The organism is Desulfotignum balticum DSM 7044, from assembly GCF_000421285.1.
Taxonomy (GTDB): domain Bacteria; phylum Desulfobacterota; class Desulfobacteria; order Desulfobacterales; family Desulfobacteraceae; genus Desulfotignum; species Desulfotignum balticum.
The window spans coordinates 1,045,102-1,065,446 of the sequence record NZ_ATWO01000001.1 but is presented as its reverse complement, the minus strand read 5'-3'; the positions used below and the strand labels follow the sequence as shown (position 1 = coordinate 1,065,446).

Sequence of the window (20,345 nt, the reverse complement as noted above, 5' to 3'; positions counted from 1 at the left end):
AACATCCTGTCCTTTCAGTCCATGTCCTGCAGCATCGCAAGCAGGTGTTCCCGGGTATTAAGCGCCGGATCTTCCAGCACTTTTTCAAACATCCGGTTTTTGATGCGGCCCACTGCCGGTCCGGGCGGTATTTGTTTAACCTGCATGATGTCCTGCCCGGAAATCTTTAGATCATCGGGATGGAATGCGGTCTGCCGGGCCATTTCATGCCGCACTTTTTCAACCCGGTCCCGGATATCCGCCAGTGTATAGGGAGATTTGGCCAGGTTTCCTTTTTTGTCCGCAATGCGCATTCGCATGAAATCCTGAAAACTCAAATGGTTCTGTGCCAGCATGGCCAGAAGGCGGCGCACAGATTTGGGACGGGTTTTGGAAGCCAGCGGCCGCATATGGCATTGGACCAGGGCCAGGATATAGGCTTTTTCCCGAACAGAAAACCGCAGCCGGTCCAGATCGGCTGTCAAAGCATCCACGCGGGTTTCATGGCTGTGAAATGTGATCCGGCCGTCTTTAATCCCCTGGGCATCTGCCTTGCCCACATCATGCAGAAATCCGGCCAGTCTCAGCAGGGGCTGCCCGGGAGGCAGGGCATCTCCCACCAGCAGACAATGTTCAAAAACGGTTTCTCCGTGAAACGGACCGCCATCCAGCCCATGGCACCGGTCCAGGCTGGGCAGTATTCCGGCCAGCAGGCCCGTGCCATGCAGGCAGTGAAAAAAATCAGACGGTGTGGGCAGGGCCATGGCCTTGATCAATTCATTTCGGATCCGCTCCCCGGGGATATCCGGGGTCAGGGAACCGGCATGGTCATAAATCGCTTTCTGAGCCGCATCTGAGAATTTTGCAGACAACAATACCTTAAACCGGCATCCCCGGATCATGCGTACCGGGTCTTCCAGTATCCGGGCGGCGGGGTCTCCTGTAAATCGAATGATGCGGTTTTCCAGATCCGACCGGCCGTTGAAGGGATCCACAAGGCGGTTCTCCAGGGGATCATATGCCATGGCATTGACGGTGAAATCCCGCATGGCCAGATCATCTTCAGGAAATTGATGGGATGCGGCCCGGGAGGGTGCCACCTCGATGTCATGGACCAGACATACGGAAAACGTGTTGCCGACAACACGGACCGGGTGATGGGCAAACACTGCCTTGAGGGTATCAACGGACGCATCGGCACAAATATCCACATCCTTGGGTTGCCGGCCCAGACACATGTCCCGCACTGCGCCGCCCACCACAAAGGCGGGTATTCCGTTTTGTTGCAGCAGGCCCAGGATCTCCAGGACCGGTTCCGGCATCCCAGACATTGTCATTCCTTCCACCGGGGAGACAATGTCTGATCCATGGGCACAACAATGGTTTTAAGATGGGTCATACACCCTCTTTAAAAAAAGGTTTCAATGAAAATCCCGGCAAACAAGATCACGGAAACCGCAGAATTGACATGAAAGAAAGCCATATCGATGCGGGACAGATCATCCGGTTTGACCAGACGGTGCTCCAGCACGATCAAGACAGCGATCATTGCCCAGAAAACCAGAAAAACCGTGTGCATGTCAAATGCCGGAAACAGTCCCAGCAAAAATACCAGAAACAGAACATGAAACAGGGTGGAAATCTGCATGGCCCGAACCGGCCCCACCAGAACCGGCAGAGAAAACAACCCCTGTTTTCGGTCAAAATCGATGTCCTGGCAGGCATACAGGATATCGAATCCGGCAATATAAAACCAGAGTGCCGCCGCCAGCATGACAATGCCCCAGTTGAGCGTTCCGGTGAGCGCCACCCAGGCCCCCACCGGCGCCAGGGAGATGACAAATCCCAGCACCAGATGACATAAGGCAGTGAACCGCTTGGTAAAGGAATAGAAAAACAGCAGTCCCAGCAACGGAAACGACAGCCCGAAACACAAAGGCGACAACAACGCCGCAGCCCCCACAAACAGCAGCGATGACATCCCCACAAAGATCAGGGCCTGGGACCGGGTCAACACCCCGCTGGGAATTTCTCTGACAGCGGTCCGGGGATTTTTTTTGTCAATATCCGCATCCACGATCCGGTTGAATCCCATGGCCGCAGACCGGGCCCCCACCATGGCCACCAGAATCAGAAACAACTCCCATAAGGAAGGCACATGGGTCTGCCAGGCCAGAACCACGGCAGACAAAGCAAACGGCAGGGCAAACACGGTATGGGAAAATTTGATCATTTTCCCGTAATCCAGAATTTTTTGTTTCAACATGCTTTTCGATCTTTCAATAAATACCTGATATCAACGCGCCGCATCCGGGACAGATACCGTTTTCTTTGATATGATTCACGATGTCATACCCCCGTCGTTCCACCACTGTTGCATCACAATGGGGGCATTGGGTGTGCTGATGGGATGAGCCGGGCAGATTGCCCACATACACATAGTAAAGGCCGGCTTTTTTGCCGATATCCCAGGCTTTTTCCACCGTGTCCGCCGGGGTAGGACCCCGGTCCGTCATCCGGTGGGTGGGATGAAACCGGGACACATGCCAGGGGGTGTCCGGCCCCAGATCATCCGCAATGAACCCGGCCAAAGCAGTCAGTTCCTCCGGATCGTCATTGAGTCCCGGAATCACCAGTGTGGTAACCTCCACCCACACCCCGGCCCGCTTCAGGCGCTTCAGGTTTTCCTTCACCGGTGTCAGCCGGGCATTGCAAAAAGTCTGGTAAAACCCATCGTCAAACGCTTTCAAATCCACATTGGCGGCATCCAGATACGGGGCCACCTGACGGATCAGATCCGGGCTCATGTAGCCGTTGGTGACAAATATATTGAACAGGCCCTTGTCTTTGGCCAGACGGGCCGTATCCAACGCCAGTTCAAAAAAAACCGAAGGTTCGGTATATGTGTAGGCAATGCTTTGGCACCCGGCAGCCAGGGCGTTGTCCACGATCTGTTCCGGCGCCATGGGTCTGCCCATGATCCGGGTTCCCGGCTCACTGGATATCTGGGCGATATCGGCATTCTGGCAGAACCGGCACGTGAAATTACACCCCATGGTGGCGATGGAATAGGACCGGGACCCGGGCTTGAGGTGGAAAATGGGTTTTTTTTCAATGGGATCCACGCTGTGGGCGATGATTTTGTCATAATTCAAAACCATAAGCCGGCCGTCCTGATTTTCTCTGACGCCGCACAGCCCGCGATGGCCCGGTTCCAGCACACAGAAATGACAGCACGTCCGGCACCGGACCCGGCTGTTTTTCAGTTTGTCATACAGATACGCTTCCATTTCAATCTCTGGACCGTGCCCGGGAGGAGGTCGCCAGCCCGGTGGCACGGTTCTGTATTTTATGTTTCTTGATTTTCAACGGCAATGGCCGAACCCTGAACTTGGGCACCGGCTTGATGCGCATGCCGATGAATGTACCGAAAATGGATCTCTGAACCCATGAATTATTTTCAACCGCAGATATGATCCGCCCCCGGATAAACGGAAACTGGCCCGTGGTCCGCCAGTAAACCGGGACATCCCCCAGAATACTGAACAGCATCCGTTTGAGTTCCCAGATACTGAAAAACCGGGTATGGGAATAGATACTGGGAAAAACAAATCCCTTGCACCGGCGGCAGAAATTCACGGGGGCATGGCGGTTCAAAACGCCGATCACCACCCGTTCCCGGGCCACCCGGCACGCTTCTTCAACCGCTTTGGCCGGACGGTCCGCAAATTCCAGGCTGGTGAAAAAAAAAGCCGTGTCAAAGGCATTGTCTTCAAAAGGCAGATCCTCGGCCGAACACCGGTGCAGGTCCACGCTGTTACCCAGCCGCTCATGGGCTATATCCAGCATATATGTGGACGGGTCCACACCGGTCAGGCTCAATCCACGGTTCAGCAGCGGCACAAGACTCATGCCTGTGCCGCACCCGATATCCAGAACCCGCTGACCGGATCTCAGATCCATGAGATCCAGAAGCAGTTTGATTTCAAGATCAAAGCAATGCCGGTTGCCCGGTTGAGAAAACCAGGCATCATAATGGGTTGCCTCTTTGAAATCAAACACATATCCCATAAGATCACGCCTTGACTTTGATGGCCTTTTCCATGAGATCGTTCACCGCCAGCACTGCCGGAGAATCATCAGGCAGTTCCAGCATGGAACGTCTTTCCATATCAAATTCCAGCAGGTTGTCATCCTGGGGAATGGTGCACAGCAATGGCACGCCGATCTGTGCCACTTCATCCAGAAACGCCTGGCTCAGTTTATCCGGTGCCCGATTGACAACCAGTCCTTTCTGCCGCACATCCAGTTTCAGGTCATCCAGCAGGCCATTGATCCGGCCCACGGCCCGAAGTCCGCGCAATGCGTAATCCGTGACCATCAACAGCATATCCACCTTTCCGGAGGTCCGCCGGCTCAAATGTTCCATCCCGGCTTCATTGTCCACCAGCATGTATTTGTAATTGTTTTCCAGCTCATCGGCAAACCGGTTCAAAATATTGTTGACCATGCAGTAACACCCCTGGCCTTCCTGACGGCCCATCACCAGAAGATCGAAATTTTTGTTTTCGATCAGTACCTGGTTCATGAGCATTTCCAGGTACAGAATCTTGTCCATCCCGGAGGGAACCCCCTGGGGATCTCTCATGAAATCCTCCCGGATATCGCCCACGGTTTTTTCAATGGTCATACCTAAGGTTTCCCCCAGGTTGCTGTTGGGATCGGCATCAATAGCCAGGACCGGGGACTGGACATGCCGGGTGAAATATCTTAAAATCAGTGCGGAAACCGTGGTTTTTCCAACGCCTCCCTTACCGGCCATAGCGATGACAGTACTCATAAACACTCCTGTATTTCAAATGGTTCTTTCATAAAAATTTGATTATAACATGATAATGGAAATAAGATAACGCAATCCGGGAAAAAAGCAACCAAAGGCAGGAAAACTGAGGCAGGAATTAATTATTTTCGTGATTTCCGATACCAGTCGGCATCTCCGTAAAGTTTGTCCATGCAATCGGGGCAGAGGCTGTGGGTAAAGGTTACCTGGGCATGGGTTTCAAAATATCGTTCCACCTGTTCCCAGAATCCCTGATCATCTCTTATTTTCTTGCACTGGGAACAGATGGGCAGAAGCCCCCTGAGAATCTTGACTTCAATATGAGTTTTAACCCGGGCCAGCAACTCTTCGGCATTGAACGGTTTTGTCACATAATCCACCCCGCCCACGTCAAACCCCTTTACCACATCACTGGTTTCGGTTTTGGCGGTCAGAAAAATCACCGGAATATGCCGGGTGGAAAAATTGGCTTTGATTTTTTCACAAACCGTGTACCCGTCCATTTCCGGCATCATAATATCCAGCAGAATCAGGTCGGGTTCCTCTTTGAGCATGAAATTCAACGCCTGCTGCCCGCTTTGGGCCATTGCCACTTCAAATCCATTGCTGGAAAGCAACTTTCCCAGAAACTGAAGGTTTTTGGGATTGTCATCCACGGCCAGTATCAATCGTTTTGTATTCGTCATTTCCGGGAATCTCCTTGTGTATAAAGGATCCGGCCCAATTCACGAAACGTGAAATACGGGTCATCATTTTTCAAATAAGGCAACAGGATCTTTTTGCGGCGCAGCATATCTTTGGAGATGGCGCCCATCACCATATCTTCTTCATTCTGGACCGCTTTGTAAACAGCATGGCCATACGGGTTGATAATTTCACTGCCGCCCCAGAAATGATATTTTTTTTTCAATTCAGGCAACCGGAATGCATCCGGAAAATCGGTTTCCCCGTTTTTTGCCGACAGGCACCGGACCGCTGCCGGGCCTTCTTCTCCCACCCGGTTGACGCAGATATTGTAAATACCAAAAATTCGGGAATAAAACCGATTAATGATCTCCCAGCTTTCGATATTGCTGAACTCATCCGCCATGGACCCTTCCGATGAATTAAACAGGGTCAAAAACACATCCGCTTTCTGGGTAATGCCCAGATACGGCAATGACGGGTGCCACAGATCATTACAGATAAACACCGCAATATTCAGGCCCTGAAGCCGGAAAGTCCGGATATGCTTTCCGGTGGAAAAAAACTTTTTTTCTTCAAACACCCCGTAATTGGGGAGATTCAATTTTCGATAGGCAAACTGAATCTCCCCATCCACTGCCACCAAAGCGGCATTATAGAAATTCATGGACCGGGACTCTTCAATAAACCCCACCACGGCGGCCGTGCCTTTGGTGGCGGCGGCAATACGGCGGATATGGGCGGAATCCATAGTCAATGCCACTTCATGATACCCTAACCCCACAAAATATCCGGTCAGGGCCAGTTCCGGAAATACAATGAGATCCGCCCCTTTTTCCTTGCACATGTTGATGTGATCAATGGTATTTTCGACATTGGCGGTCACATCCATCAACACCGGTCGGGTCTGACACATGGCGATCTTCATTTTCACATCCTTCAGGCGAATCATGAAACAATCAGGTCCGGAAAATCCGAACCTGATTGTGTTTAAATATTACTCGACATCAGCAACCCTGGCAGGAGCCGGACTCACATCCCCCGGATCCGCAGTCCTGGGTATCCGGAGTCAGCCCGGTTTCCCGGACGGTGATATCAAAGGTCAATGTTTCACCGGCCAGCATATGGTTGATATCCATTTTTACACTTTCATCCGTGATTTCGGTCACAGTCGCCGGTACCGGACGGCCCTGGGGATCCTGAAGCTGAAGAACAAGCCCTTCACTTAAAGGGATCTCGTCGGGAATCTGGGCTTTGGGAATGTTCACAAACGCATCGTCATGTCGATGGCCATACCCCTGATCCGGCGGCACTTCCACCGTTTTGGACTCACCAGGCTTCATTCCCACCACCGCCTCGTCAAATCCCTGGATCAGCATACCCGATCCCACGGTAAATTTCAGAGGCTGTTTTCCTTCAGATGAATCAAACACGGTCCCGTCCTGTTTTTTTCCCGTGTAATCCACAGAAATGGTGTCGCCTGCTTTGATGGTATCAGTCATTGTACAAAAAATCCTTTCAGGGTATATATCAATTTACCCCGGTCGCCGGCCTTTTATTCTTGGATTCCAAAGCCGGTTATTCATATTTATTTCCCTGGTACCCGGACCGGGAAAACGAAACTGAAAATTAACATAAAACGTGAAATGCGGGTTGTCCAACATTATTCTGTATTTTTTCTTTCCCACCAGCAGGATATGGTGAATCTTATACCATGGCATCTGGGTGATCGCCAAAAACAAGAAGCCAGTGACCCTTCTGAAATCATCGATTAAAATTGAACGATATCTCCGGGAGCGGGTATGAACGCGTCATATCCGTGTTCCCTCAAATCAGCGGCAAAGGCGTTGCTCTGGGATTCTTCCCCATGGACAATGGCAATTTTGTCAATATCCAGATTGGATTGTGTGACAAACCGCATCAGTTCGTGTTTGTCTGCATGGGCACTGAACCCTTCGATTTTTTCCACCCGGGCAGCCAGCGGGTAGGATTTTCCGAAAATTTTAACCTCGGGAACCGCTGATCCGTTTGCTTCGGCTGCCTGTTCACCCAGTTCCTCGATCCGGCGTCCCAAAGTGTGCTGGGCCATATATCCCACAATCAGAATCGTATTTTTAGGGTTGTGAATCTTATACCGCAAATGATGAAGGATGCGCCCGGCTTCACACATGCCGGATGCGGAAATCACCACATGGGGCGTTTCATCCCGGGTCAGGTTCATGGACTCTTCGACCGTCTGAACAAACCGGATCTTATCAAAATAGAATGGATTCAATCCTTTTTCCAGAAATGCGGCATGGGTTTCCCTGTCATAGGTCTCCGGATGCTCGCCAAACACCCGGGTCAGATTGGATGCCAAAGGGCTGTCCACATAAATGGGCAGCTGGGGCACCTGTCCGGATTCATACAATTTATGAAACACATAAATCAGTTCCTGGGTTCTGCCGTAGGCAAATGAAGGAATAATCAATGATCCGCCCCTTTGGTGGGTTTCCAGCAGCACTTTTTTCAGGCTGGTTTCCAGATCCGCCACCGGGCCATGCTCTCTTGCCCCATAGGTGCTTTCCATGATCATCAGATCGATTTTTGTATCTTGTTCATCAAATTCCAGGGTCGGATTTTTGAGAATCGGTTTGTCAAAACGCCCGATATCTCCGGTATACAGAATTTTGCGGACACGACCGTTATCTTTCACCGTGAACAGGGAAAATGCAGATCCAAGAATATGACCGGCCACATAAAATTTAACCGTGGTATCCCGGCCCACGGGAATTTCATGGTTGAAAGGATACCCATCAATATAGGTCAAGGCTTGTCTGGCCTGATCCTGGGTGTACAACGGAGCAATGATGTCAAGACCATACTGGTTCTGAAGCTTGGCAATGGCATCCGTATTCAGGTCATATGGATTTTTTTTGAGCAGACGCTTGACCTGTGATTTTTCCTTGTTGGTCAGCTGCTGATTTTTCTTTTTCTGCTCTTCCTGGTAAAGAAACGTTCGCAAAGATTTGTAATTCAGATACTGGGCATCGGATTCCTGGATATGTCCACTGTCCATCAGCATATAGGACAATGCATTCTGGGTGGGACGGGTGGTGATGATCCGGCCGGAGAATCCGGCCTGGGTCAGCACGGGGATCCGGCCGGAATGATCAATATGGGCATGGGACAGCACCATGTTGGTAATCTTAGCCGGATCCACGGGAAAATAACGATTTTTTTCATTGCTTTCCTTGCGCCGCCCCTGAAACATGCCGCAATCTAAAAGGATTTCATCCCGACCCGTATTCAAAAGGTGCATGGAACCGGTGACTTCACCGGTTCCGCCCAGAAATTGACATTCCATTTTTGCCTCGCTTCCTTTGGTTGTCCGTATGTTTGATTTAACGCCTGACCGATCCGGGCCAGGCAGTGATTGACCGTTTGCGATGGATGCTATTGAAACACTTTTTTCAGCAGATCCGCATATTTTCCCTTCAATTGGGGTAATTCATCAATTTTGAAGGCCCGGCAACAACCCTTTCAACACTTTTTTCCCCTCTTCTTCCAGGGATTTTGTGTCTGTGGCCGGCAATTTTTTTGTATCGATCATCTCTTTAATCTTTTCCTTGTCCGGCAACCCGCCTCCCAGCAATCCCGCCAGATCCGGCCGGATTTTAGGGGATGCAAACGGTCCGGTGACCCGCAGCGGCACCATAATCCCTGTTCGGTCCGCGGTATCGCCCTGGCCTTTCAATGTTCCCACCAGCTTGGGTTCCACACGGATATCCAACGTTTCTTTTAACAGATACGCCTGACCCCCTGCATTGACCCGCAGAAGCGGCGATTTCAACCCGGCGTCCATGATATTGAAAATCCCCTGCCCCACGGAAAACGGCAGACTTAACTCCGCAAAATCGGTTCTGGGTTTTTCAGTGACCGGTTGTCCCAGCCCGGCTTTGGCAGCGGCATTGCGGACCATGCCGGCAATATCAATGCCTTCAACGGCACCGTCTGTAAAAGTCATTTTTCCTTTGCCGTCCAGGGTTTTCTTGATTTGATCCGCCGTATCCCCGGCCATGGTCAAGACAGCATCCCCGGTCAATGAACCGGAAATCAGATCTTTTTCCATGGCATCTCTGATCAAAGGACCGGCCTGGATGCCGTTCAGATCCAGGTTTATTCGGGTGACAGGAGATTTTTTGCGCACATCCACCCCCAGTGTGGAAGCCAGGCTGCCCTGATACAGGTTCAGGGAGAACGGATCCAGGGCAATCTGACCGTTTCTGGCTGTCACATGGGTCGTAATGTCTGAAACCGTCATATTGGACGCTGTCATCTGCCCGATCTTCAGTTTGCCGTCCAGCACCAGTTTGCGCAAAGGACCATAGTCAGGAGATGAACCGGAAGCGGCCCCTTTTTTTCCGTTGGAAGACGGGCTCCCGGCTTTGGGTTTCTCCTGTGCCGGGGGCAGGTACCGGTCCAGATCAATCTGGTCCAGGGCCAGATCAAATGCAACATCCGGCTTGTCAAACGCTTTTGCGGCCCCACTGAACGTCAAAGAAGTGTCATCCAGGGTCATTTGCCCGCGGGTCAGAGACACCGCAGACGCATTACCTGAAATATGGGTACGCAAAGCGATTTTTTCAAACACAGCCGGATCCGCCGTTTCCATGAAAAAGGGCTGTTCCAGCTCCGCCATGAGTTTGCGCAAAGAAAACGGGGACACATCCAGGTCCATGTCTACCCGGGGGTCATTGGACGGATCCAGCAGTTTGCCGGCCAGGGTCACATCCATCACTCCCAGGGCTTTCATTACCAGATCAAAATCAATGTCTGATTTGCCGGGATTGTTTCCCATCGGACCGATGTTTCCGTTCAAAGATACGGGTTTTTCATCCATCCGGGCCGTAAAATCGATCTGTACCGGCTTGTCCAGGCTGATATCTCCCAGAGTCAGATTCAGGTCAGTGATCTGCTTTTCCAGACCGGCCGCCTTGTCTGAAAAAACAACCTGCCCATCGCTGATGGTGAAATCTTCCACCATCAGCGATTCAATGGGCAAGCCCGAGTCCTTTGATTCTGACTTTTCTGCGGCTGGTTTCTTTTCACCGTCCCGGGCATCTGTTTTACCCAGTCCTTCCCAGTTGGCCCGGCCGTCTTTTCGACGTTCCAGAAAAATCTGAGGCGCATTCATCGCAAAGGTACTGATCTCGATGCGCCGGGAGAACAGGGGCATCACCTTGAGTCGAACTTCAAACTGATCCACTGCCACCATGTCCTTTGCAGTGAATCCTTCCGGGCTGCCCAGGCGGACATCCGACAATCGGACTCCGACCCAGGGAAATACGGACACATCCATGTCATTTCCCATGGTAAAAGACCGGCCGGTCTGCCTGGTTACCAGGTCCTCCAGTCTGGGTTTATACTGCTGGACATCCACCAGCATGGGAACCAGCACCACTGCGGTCACCATTAACACGACCAGGATTGCCACGATTCCCAGAACCCATTTTATCAAACGACTCATAACTCCCCCTGTTTCTTGAGTAAAACAAGTTTACAAATTTTTCAGGTGGTGCCCGCCGGGTGTTTTGACCGGTTTACAGCGCTGCCAGGGCCGCGTCATAATCCGGTTCGTGGGTAATATCATCCACCAGCTGGGCATATATGACTTGATTTTTTTCATTCAGCACCATAACCGCCCGGGCGGTCAGGCCTTTCATCGGCCCGTCCGTGATCAAAACCCCGGCGTTTCCCGGAAATTCCGCATCCCTGAAAAGAGAGGCGGCCACCACATTGTCAATGCCTTCCGCCCCGCAGAACCGTTTAAGGGCAAAAGGCAGATCTTTTGACAGACAGATCACCTGGGTGTTATCCAGGCCGGCTGCCTTTTCATTGAATTTACGCACGGACGTGGCGCACACATCCGTGTCGATGCTGGGAAAAATGTTGAGCACCTTGCGTTTGCCTTCAAAGGATTTCAGCGTGATTTCAGACAGGTCCTGATTCACGGCGGTGAAATCAGGTGCCGTCGTACCCTTGATTGGAAATTCGCCTGCCAGAGAGACCGGATTGCCTGATAGTTTGGTAGAAGCCATGGGGATTCTCCTTTTATTTGAAATGAATTATTATAACCGCGGATTTCATTGAAATCCACTTGTTTTAACTTTTTAGACCGGTTTTTCCTTTTACTGCTGCATGATTCAGATAATGTAATGCGGTCTGAGCCGATTTCAACGCATTATCATTTTTTAACGATTTTTTTCAGACGGATTTCAGCGATAGAGAGATGCGTTTTTTGGCGGTATCCACTTCCAGGACCCTGACCTGGACCGCCTGGTGCACTGAAACAACCTCGCTTGGATTTTTGATGAACCGGTCCGCCATCTGGCTGATATGCACCAGGCCGTCCCGGTGGACGCCGATGTCCACAAACGCCCCGAACGCGGTGACATTGGTCACGATACCGGGCAACATCATGCCCGGGACCAGATCCTGGATGTCTGAAACGGACGGATCAAATGCAACACTTTGAAAGGATTTTCTGGGATCCCGGCCCGGCAGCCGGAGTTCCGCCAGAATATCGGTAAGCGTGGGCAGTCCGGTCTGATCACTGATATAGGCCCGGGGGTCGATTTTTTTCACCCGGTCCGGACTTCCCACCAGGTCCTTGGGGGCACACCCCTGGTCTTTTGCCATCTGTTCCACAATACCATAGGATTCCGGATGAATGCCTGAGGCATCCAAAGGATTTTTTCCATTGCAAACCCGCAGAAATCCGGCTGCCTGTTCAAACGCCTTGGGGCCCAGCCGGGGCACTTTCAAAAACGCCTTCCGGCTGTCAAACGGCCCGTTTTCCTGCCGGTACTGCACCAGATTGGCGGCAATGGTGTCATTCAACCCGGCCACCCGGGCCAGCAGTTCCCGGGATGCGGTGTTGACCTCCACGCCCACCTGGTTGACACAGATCTGGACAGTGTCATCCAGGGCCTGGCGCAGCTGTTTTTGATCCACATCATGCTGGTACTGGCCCACACCAATGGACCGGGGATCGATTTTCACCAGCTCAGCCAGCGGATCCATGAGGCGCCGGCCGATGGATACGGCCCCTCTTACCGTGATATCGTGATCCGGAAACTCCTGCCGGGCAATGTCTGAGGCAGAATAGACCGATGCCCCGCTTTCATCCACCATCAAAATCTCGACCCGATCGGGCAGACCCAGTTCCCGGACAAAGGCCAGAGTTTCTCTGCCGGCCGTGCCGTTTCCCACGGCCACTGCCTGGATTTGATATTGATCCACCAGATCCGCCACCAGGCGGCCTGCTTTTTCTCTGTCCGCCTCTTTGAAATGGGGGTATATCACCCCATGGTGGCACAAATCCCCTTTGGCATCCAGGCAGACGACCTTGCAACCGGTTCTGAACCCCGGATCCAGGGCCAGTATCGGTTTTTCACCTAAAGGCGGGGCCAGGAGCAGGTCTTTGAGATTGCTGACAAATACCTGAATGGCCTGATCATCTGCCGTGGATTTCAACGCCTGAAGACATTCTTTTTCCAGAGATTTCCCTAAAAGCCGCTTGTACGCGTCCAGAATGGCGATCGATACCTGGTCCCGGCAGGCGGACGGCTGTTTTTTCAGATAAAATGCCCCCATGGTCCGGACCGCTGTCTCAGGCTCCACTGCCACATGCAGGGTGAGCACGCCTTGTTTCGCTCCCCTAAGCATTGCCAGTATCCGGTGGGACGGGGCTTTGAATGCGGGCTCCTGCCAGTCGAAATAATCATGGAATTTGTCGCCGGGCTGTTCCTGACCTTTTTTGACCCGGGACTGGATCACACCCTGTTTTATGTATATCTGGCGCACCGCTTCTCTGACCTGCGGATCTTCATTCACGGTCTCGGCAATAATGTCCCTGGCCCCGGCCAGGGCCTGATCAGGTGTTTCCACACCTCTGCCGAGATCCACAAACCGCCGGGCTGCATGGGTAATATCCGTATTTAAAGACTGGGCCAGCAGCAGATCCGCCAGCGGATCCAGCCCCTGTTCCCGGGCCGCCATGGCCCGGGTCCGGCGCCGGGGCCGGTATTTTTCATACAGGTCTTCCAGACCCGCCAGGGTGGCAGCCTTCTGAATTGCCCGGGCCAGGTCCGGTGTCAACAGGTCTCTTTCAGTCAAAGAAGCTGTGATGGCGGTCTTTCTGGCATCCAGGGCAACCATGGCTTGGTGCCGGTCCCGGATCCCGGTGATGGCGACTTCATCCAGAGACCCGGTTTGTTCCTTTCTGTACCGGGCGATGAACGGCACGGTGGCACCCTGATCCAGCAGGGTTAACACCGCAGCCACCTGTTTTTCAGATATTTGAAGATCCTGACTGATAAAAGAAATGTGTGTCATGTCCGTCTAGTAGCTGAGGGAATCGTCAAAGTCAAGATTGAAAAACCGGGCCGCATTTTTCCAGGTAACCTGTGCCAGTTCCCAAGAAGAAAGCCCGGCCCCTGCCAGCCATTTGAGTTCCCGGTCCCAGGCATAGGGGATATTGGGAAAATCCGACCCATACATGACCCGGTCCAGCGGAAACGACCTAAGATCCGGCCGGGCAGATGCAGGGAAATAATCGGTAAGTACCATGGCAGTGTCCAGCCACAGGTTTTCATGGGTTGCCATCAGAAAAGAATACTCCGACACCTCGTCAAATCCCAGATGGGGCACGCAGAATTTCAGGTCCGGAAACCGGGTGAGGACCGAAGCCACTTTGCCGGCCCGGCACAATTCATGGGGATCGCACCGGTAATGGTCACTTTTGGGTTCCCGGCCGGCATGCACCACCATGGGTTTGCCATGATCCGAACACACCGCACAGATCTCATCCATGTCCGGGCTGTCCATATCAAAGCACTGGACATGGACATGCAGCTTCACCCCGCCCAAGCCCTGATCAAAGGCCCGGGTCAGGATATCCGCAGCGCCTGTTTCCCCGGGAAATACCGTGGCCATCCCGGTCATCCGTCCTTCAAACATCCGGCACAGTCCGGCCATATACGCATTCAATTCCCGGGCAATGCCTGGCTTGTGGGCATACTGCAACGCAATGACATGGGCCACGCCCCTGTCCAGCAGAAACCGGATCAGATTCTCACTGGTATCCCGGTACCGGATCTGCCAGGCGTGGGCGTCAAACCAGTTCCGCACTGCGTGAAAAGTGCTGTCCGGAAACACATGCACATGGGCATCGATGGCGCAGGAGATGCCGGATGGCAGGCAGTCTCCTTCAGAGTCATTGTAATAGGGAAGATCCGGTGACAGCATTTAGTGAGTATCTCCGCAAAAAATAATCATGATGAATATCTGTCGGCATAGTACCGCCCCTGGCGGAGGTGCCTTACTGCCGGCACAGAAAAGCATAGTCCATCATTTTCACTTCCACTATCCAGGTCTTTCACTGTATTGAGCTCATGATTTGTATTGGTATTCATTGTTTTTCAAAGCCATGAATTCTCATGCATTGGATTATCATTGAGTAATCGTTGATGACAAATTATATCAGAAAGGGATTCCCCGCTTTTTCCATAAAAATTAATGAAAGGGATTTGTCTACTACCATTTCCTTGAACGGTTTATACCCCAGCCTTTCATAAAGACGAATGTTTGCAATACTCTTTGTCCCTGTAAACAACTCGTACCTTTGAGCTTCAGAAAAATGTTCTTCGATGGCATTCATTAGCCTTGTTCCGATGCCTTTGCCTTGAATGTCAGGATGAACAATTAATCTGCCAATAAAGCATGAAGTTTCATCAGAATATGCTCTCACAGAACCGAGTATATTATTTTCGACAACCGTTTTATAAAAAATCTGAGTGTCAAATTTCTCTCTGATTTCTGCAATAGTTTGCGTTAAGGGAGGGATGTTGTAATTCTGATATAATTCCGCTTCACTTTGATACGCCATCTTTTGGAGTCTTAAAATTTGCGCCGCATCTTCAATATCAGCAATAGTAGTTTCCATTGTTGTTCGTCTCTGAAACATCACAATCATTGCACCCTGATTACATTGGAAATCCACATTATCAGCTTTTGAATTGCATTGGTATGCTTTATTAAATCCTTACGTTAAATTTCCGGTATCGGATAATCTGCCCGTATCATAACGAGAGATCTCCCTGGGCCTTGAGACCTGTGAACCTATGCTGCCGCATGACCTCATAACTTAAAATGGCAACGGCATTGGCCAGGTTCAAGGATCTTGAACAAACGGAAATGGGCACCCTTACGCAGGTGTCTTTGTTTTCCAGGAGTAATTGTTCAGGCAGGCCCACGGATTCTTTTCCAAAGATCAGATAGACCGTATTTGAATAAGGTAAGCGGTCGCACCGCACCCCGGCTTTTTTTGAAAGAAACACTTTCTGGCCCTGGGGATTCTGGGCAAGAAACTGTCCATAATCTTTGTATGACTTGACGTTGAGGTTTTTCCAATAATCAAGGCCGGCACGTTTTAAATACTTATCCTCAATGGAGAATCCTAAGGGCTCGATCAGGTGCAGCGATGACCCCATGGCATTGCAGATCCTGCCGATATTCCCGGTATTCTGGGGTATTTCAGGTTCCAACAGGACAATGTTCAATTCAACCATGCATTCATCCCTTTTTGACACTCAGGTGCATGAGATGGTCCCGGAGCTTCTCCTCGGTCCTGGCAAATTCAGTGTGAAACGCTTTGTTCTCACCGTCGCTGAATCCGGCAAAATCCATGAGATCAAGGTCCTTTATCAGATTTAGAAGCTTCAAAATATGGTTTTGGGCCATGGTCCTGCAGAAGTCTGAATCCCGGTCTTTCACTTTTTGGACCCATGCGGGATTGGATTCCAGGTAACCTATCTGTGAATACTGCTTATTGAGCAAAAGAAAAAAAAGCTGGAACAATCCATCCACCCGATGGGTTTTAATCAGGGAGGGGCTGTGAAAAAATGAAAAGGCCTTGTCCACACTTACCTTAGCGGTATTCAGATATTGGACGCGTTCAAACCAGTTCAGGGTATAGGTTTGATAATCTTTTTTCAGCCAGGACTCTTTTTTCCACAGATGGGTCTTTACCACTTTATTTAAGCCGTCCAGGCAGTCCTCGGTATTTTCATAATCATAGGATCCCAGCAGCGCCCCGGACTGGAAGATATCAGCGCCTGGCTTATACGCCTGCTCACTGATTTCCGCACTGATGATCCGGTCCTCTTCCCCCGGTCTAAAAAAGATCATTTTACATGAGGCTTTCCCCTTTTCAATGCGCAGGGTCTCCTCTGCCGAATTCGGGGGAACAATGGCATCGGCGATCGCCTGGGGAAAAAAGGCCGCATAAACCGCCGGACTGACATCCACCTTTTCCAGCACCATTTTAAACAGGCCAAGATCCCGGTCCTCCATCCCCCTCACCGGAATGATCTTACCTTTTTCCAGATCCGGCAGAAAAAGGTCCAGAACCTTGTCAAGCCCAGCCTGCCAGTGGGCGCTCCTGGGGTCTTTTTCTTCGTCTATCCATTTTTTGACTTTGGGGGACACAGCAACCATATCTTTTTTTCCTTTTCCGGGTTTAGGTAGATCCTTAAGCCTGGTATCAAACCAGAAAAAAGGCGGGATGTCACCCTAAAAATTGTGCTGATGATGCCCACCTTCCAGCAGGAACATGTCCGGCCTCATGATCTGCGAAGGCATGGCTGCCACATATGCATCGCGGTCCGGCTATTTCAAAGAGCATGGAGCAAAATAAATGATGATATCGGTATACTTGATTTTTCACAGTCGTGAATACTCACCTTTCGGATAGTTGAGAAGAGAACGAAAAGCTTAGCTGTGCAGCTTTTTGCGTCTGCTGAGGCGCCATATTGGGCGATTCGTGGTTGATAAATAAGCGCCTTTTTTGCCGCTTTCACGTCTGCATACAGATCCATGTCAAAAAGCGTTTTCAGATACCCGGATGTGTTAATCCGGTCTGACTGCTTCCGGGTCACGGCCTTGTCAATGTAGTACCGCAGCCCATCAACACCATCACGGTTGATAATGTCATGGCATATCCGGAATCAAAATCCTTTGCAAATTCCTCATCCCTGGCTTCCATATTGAATGCTCAACTGTTCATACTCATACTGTTTCATCTGAATATCTTTTCTTGTATGGAAAATCTTTTTTTCTAATCGTTCGATTTTCAAGCGGGCATCCTTGGTTTCGTTCAAAAGACGTCGACGATCACTTTCAGAAGTGCTGTCCTGTATCAGCATTTCTTCTTTATGTCTCAACTCTTTTCGCAGTTCTTTCAACTTTTTCTGCTCGTTTCGCAAGCAGAATTCCATCTTGTCAATGGCGCTGGAAACAATATAAAAGCGCAGTCCAATCTGGTAACCTGCAAGAAAATTATCCGATAGCCCCCGCGGGCAGACCCCATTATATTCCAGTCCTTTTTTCCCTGACAAAAAACCGTTCGCTTCGGTACAGAATTCGATTAATCCATTGGCATGGCCTCTCAAATAGAAATCAAGCTCTGGAATAATATCATATTTTGCACATGCTTTCCGGTAGTTGCTTAGATAAGACGGCAATCTTCCGGCACTGCCATCTTCGAAACCGATAATCTCCCAGTCTGCATTTCTGCATTGTGATGCATCCATTTTGGCACACCCCCCTGTGAGAAACAGTGCTGATCCAAATATCAACAGCGTAAGGCAGGATGATACGATTTGTGAAATTATAAAGGACATCCTTTTCCCCTTGTTCGCTGCACTATTATGGACATATCCATACCATATTCTTGCCATGAAAAGATCTCCAAACGCGGAAAACCCGCGACCCAAGTGCCCCTCTTCATTTTCTTGTTTTTTTCACAGAAACTAAGGAGTAAGGCGTTAATATGGAAGAAGTGCAGAAATGTTTATCCCGATATATCTGATTTCTCCCATTTTTGGAATAGTACAAACAAAACCAGATCCGCATTTTTTCCCTTTGTCAAATATCAACCATTTTGCAACCACCATCCCTGGACAAATCGACCATACCAAGTTTTCAATAATATTGGTATCCTTCAGGAAATTCAAGCCTGAATCTTTTTGCTTTGGACAATTATCATTAAGCTGAGAAGAAAGGTAACTTGAAGGTCATACGCGTAGGTCAGCGCAGAGCGATGGCTGGAGTTGTATGGACCGACTGGTTGAGCATTATTTTTTCTTCAAGACCTTTGATTTTATGAGAAGATACGAAAGGTTTGCTCAACCGGATATCTACTATCTTGGCTTTCGTTAGAAGATATAAAAAGAGGATGATCAAAGTCGGAGCTGCGATAAGAAAGAAAAATAAGCCATGGCCGTGCATGAAGATCGTTATTTGTGGCCATTCGTTGAGATTTCCGCCTTTCTTTTCATAGTCATATAGAATAGATGATTCATCGTTCTCAATCTTTTCAACCTTAACGATTCTTGCGCTCCAGTCGCTGATCTCGGGTTTTAATGGGAAATCATCACCCATAAGTTTTCGATAGTCGTCGGATTTTGTTGTAATGTAAATTGTAGCTCTTAGTATGTCCTTCGGATTGAATAGACAGAAAAAGGAAATTTTTCTCAGGTTGTAACAACTGCTGTGTCAATGCGTACTTGGCTGTGTACCACTGCCTCGACCCTCATGGCTGAAGTGAAAGTGCTGATAATTATTCCAAGGACTTGATAGCGGTGGCGGTCAGATCCGGTCTTATGACTCCGCCAATGTTCGCAGATGGAACCGCCCTGTCAAACACGGCAGAGGGTGAGGCTCACAGGGGCCGCCCGGCACACGGGTCTTTGGCCCAGCCGGAACCAGTGAAAAACAACCTGTGTCACGCCAGAAGCTGTACCAGCAGGATCCGAAAACCGATACCGATGAGCACCACACCCCCAACGATCTCCATGCGCTTGCCCAGCATCGCCCCCAGATGCCGCCCGATACGGATGGCCAGCAACGACATGCCCGAGGTAACCACACCGATGACGATGCTCGGAAACCAGATGGCCACCCCCAGCATGGCAAAACTCAAGCCCACGGCCAACGCATCAATACTCACGGCAATGCTCAGCATCACCATGGTCATGCCCCGGGACGGGTCTTTGCCATGGGATTCCGGATTTGGATCCAGCCCGGAGATCACCATGCGGCCGCCCACCACCATGAGCAAAAGAAACGCCACCCAGTGACTGAACGCCTGGATGAACACCAAAAGCCCCAGTCCCAGGAACCAGCCCAGCACCGGAAACAGAAACTGGAATAGCCCGAAATGAAACGACAGCCGGAACACGGCCCGGGCATTGCCGGCATATCCCGCCGCTGAGGCAGCCAGACTCACGGCGGCCGCATCCATACCCAGGCCCAGGGCGATCAGAAAAATGTCCGCTGCTCCCACGCCCCTCCTTTTTCAAAACCATCCCTGGACAACGGGTTCATTGATTTACAGGCTGATCACTGCGGCATCACAGGACAAATTAATGAATTCCGCAGCCGATGCCATGCGTGCACCCTCGATCAGATCTTCTTCCTTGATCTGGCGGGCACTGGCACAGGGGGTGCACACCAGAATCGGCACCTCATGGGCCTGAAGATAGGCTAAAAGGTCATCGGCCACATCCCCGGTGGCAGCCCTCACATGGGTAATGATCCCTTCTTTGGCCAGATATACCCCTTCATCCAGTAAAAACAGACTGGTATTTTTCCCTTCCTTGTGCGCGATGGTGGCCAGGTGAATGGCCCGGGTCGCCCGATTGGTGTCATTGGTGCCACACGACAGTGCGATTACCACATTGTTTGTCATTGGATGCTCCTTTTTTTCATGGATTCAAAAAGTCAAGCTTCCGGGATC

The 20,345-nt window shown here is 50.7% G+C and carries 20 protein-coding genes; all 20 read right to left on the bottom strand.

The genetic code is table 11. The features are described 5' to 3' along the window. Positions 1-14: 14 nt before the first annotated feature. On the bottom strand, positions 15-1,310 hold the full coding sequence (locus K365_RS0105555; protein WP_024333843.1) for a CCA tRNA nucleotidyltransferase: 1,296 nt from the start codon (positions 1,308-1,310) through the stop codon (positions 15-17). 77 nt (positions 1,311-1,387) lie between these two features. Next, on the bottom strand, positions 1,388-2,245 hold the full coding sequence (locus K365_RS0105550; protein WP_024333842.1) for a UbiA-like polyprenyltransferase: 858 nt from the start codon (positions 2,243-2,245) through the stop codon (positions 1,388-1,390). A 13-nt stretch (positions 2,246-2,258) separates the two neighbouring features. After that, positions 2,259-3,269 (bottom strand): AmmeMemoRadiSam system radical SAM enzyme, encoded by a 1,011-nt coding sequence (amrS, locus tag K365_RS0105545; protein WP_024333841.1) that lies wholly within the window; start codon positions 3,267-3,269, stop codon positions 2,259-2,261. Position 3,270: 1 nt separating this feature from the next. Continuing rightward, entirely contained in the window at positions 3,271-4,050 is a 780-nt protein-coding gene (locus tag K365_RS0105540) for a class I SAM-dependent methyltransferase (RefSeq protein WP_024333840.1), read from the bottom strand. A gap of 4 nt (positions 4,051-4,054) precedes the next feature. Further along, on the bottom strand, positions 4,055-4,819 hold the full coding sequence (locus K365_RS0105535; protein WP_024333839.1) for an ATP-binding protein: 765 nt from the start codon (positions 4,817-4,819) through the stop codon (positions 4,055-4,057). 122 nt (positions 4,820-4,941) lie between these two features. Then, a complete protein-coding gene (locus K365_RS0105530) occupies positions 4,942-5,505 on the bottom strand; it encodes a response regulator (RefSeq protein ID WP_024333838.1) in 564 nt (187 codons plus the stop codon). Next, the gene (locus tag K365_RS0105525) at positions 5,502-6,431 is read right to left on the bottom strand and encodes a nitrilase-related carbon-nitrogen hydrolase (RefSeq protein ID WP_024333837.1); all 930 of its coding nucleotides are present in this window, start codon (positions 6,429-6,431) and stop codon (positions 5,502-5,504) included. The genes K365_RS0105530 and K365_RS0105525 overlap by 4 nt, the downstream gene beginning before the upstream one ends. Before the next feature lie 79 nt (positions 6,432-6,510). Then, a complete protein-coding gene (locus K365_RS0105520; protein WP_024333836.1) occupies positions 6,511-7,005 on the bottom strand; it encodes an FKBP-type peptidyl-prolyl cis-trans isomerase in 495 nt (164 codons plus the stop codon). A 269-nt stretch (positions 7,006-7,274) separates the two neighbouring features. After that, positions 7,275-8,849, bottom strand: a complete 1,575-nt coding sequence (locus tag K365_RS0105505) for an MBL fold metallo-hydrolase RNA specificity domain-containing protein (RefSeq protein ID WP_024333835.1) — start codon at positions 8,847-8,849, stop codon at positions 7,275-7,277. Positions 8,850-8,996: 147 nt separating this feature from the next. After that, complete coding sequence (locus tag K365_RS0105500) at positions 8,997-11,012, bottom strand: AsmA family protein (RefSeq protein ID WP_024333834.1); 2,016 nt, start codon at positions 11,010-11,012, stop codon at positions 8,997-8,999. 73 nt (positions 11,013-11,085) lie between these two features. Further along, entirely contained in the window at positions 11,086-11,583 is a 498-nt protein-coding gene (gene tpx / locus K365_RS0105495; protein ID WP_006963553.1) for a thiol peroxidase, read from the bottom strand. Between the two features lie 166 nt (positions 11,584-11,749). Next, positions 11,750-13,882 (bottom strand): Tex family protein, encoded by a 2,133-nt coding sequence (locus K365_RS0105490; RefSeq protein WP_024333833.1) that lies wholly within the window; start codon positions 13,880-13,882, stop codon positions 11,750-11,752. Positions 13,883-13,888: 6 nt separating this feature from the next. Beyond that, positions 13,889-14,794, bottom strand: a complete 906-nt coding sequence (locus K365_RS0105485; RefSeq protein WP_024333832.1) for an amidohydrolase family protein — start codon at positions 14,792-14,794, stop codon at positions 13,889-13,891. 229 nt (positions 14,795-15,023) lie between these two features. Next, positions 15,024-15,491, bottom strand: coding sequence for a GNAT family N-acetyltransferase (locus K365_RS0105480; RefSeq protein ID WP_024333831.1), 468 nt, complete (start codon positions 15,489-15,491; stop codon positions 15,024-15,026). Between the two features lie 136 nt (positions 15,492-15,627). After that, on the bottom strand, positions 15,628-16,116 hold the full coding sequence (locus K365_RS0105475) for a tRNA (cytidine(34)-2'-O)-methyltransferase (protein ID WP_024333830.1): 489 nt from the start codon (positions 16,114-16,116) through the stop codon (positions 15,628-15,630). Positions 16,117-16,120: 4 nt separating this feature from the next. Beyond that, on the bottom strand, positions 16,121-17,044 hold the full coding sequence (locus K365_RS0105470) for a hypothetical protein (RefSeq protein ID WP_024333829.1): 924 nt from the start codon (positions 17,042-17,044) through the stop codon (positions 16,121-16,123). 530 nt (positions 17,045-17,574) lie between these two features. Then, complete coding sequence (locus K365_RS26360) at positions 17,575-18,138, bottom strand: DUF2799 domain-containing protein (RefSeq protein WP_169432929.1); 564 nt, start codon at positions 18,136-18,138, stop codon at positions 17,575-17,577. Positions 18,139-18,634: 496 nt separating this feature from the next. Further along, the gene (locus K365_RS0105455; RefSeq protein WP_024333827.1) at positions 18,635-18,988 is read right to left on the bottom strand and encodes a hypothetical protein; all 354 of its coding nucleotides are present in this window, start codon (positions 18,986-18,988) and stop codon (positions 18,635-18,637) included. A gap of 343 nt (positions 18,989-19,331) precedes the next feature. Further along, positions 19,332-19,892, bottom strand: a complete 561-nt coding sequence (locus K365_RS0105450) for a manganese efflux pump MntP (RefSeq protein WP_006963565.1) — start codon at positions 19,890-19,892, stop codon at positions 19,332-19,334. A 45-nt stretch (positions 19,893-19,937) separates the two neighbouring features. After that, positions 19,938-20,297: a DsrE family protein gene (locus K365_RS0105445; RefSeq protein ID WP_006963567.1), complete on the bottom strand. Its 360-nt coding sequence runs from the start codon at positions 20,295-20,297 to the stop codon at positions 19,938-19,940. Positions 20,298-20,345: the final 48 nt, after the last annotated feature.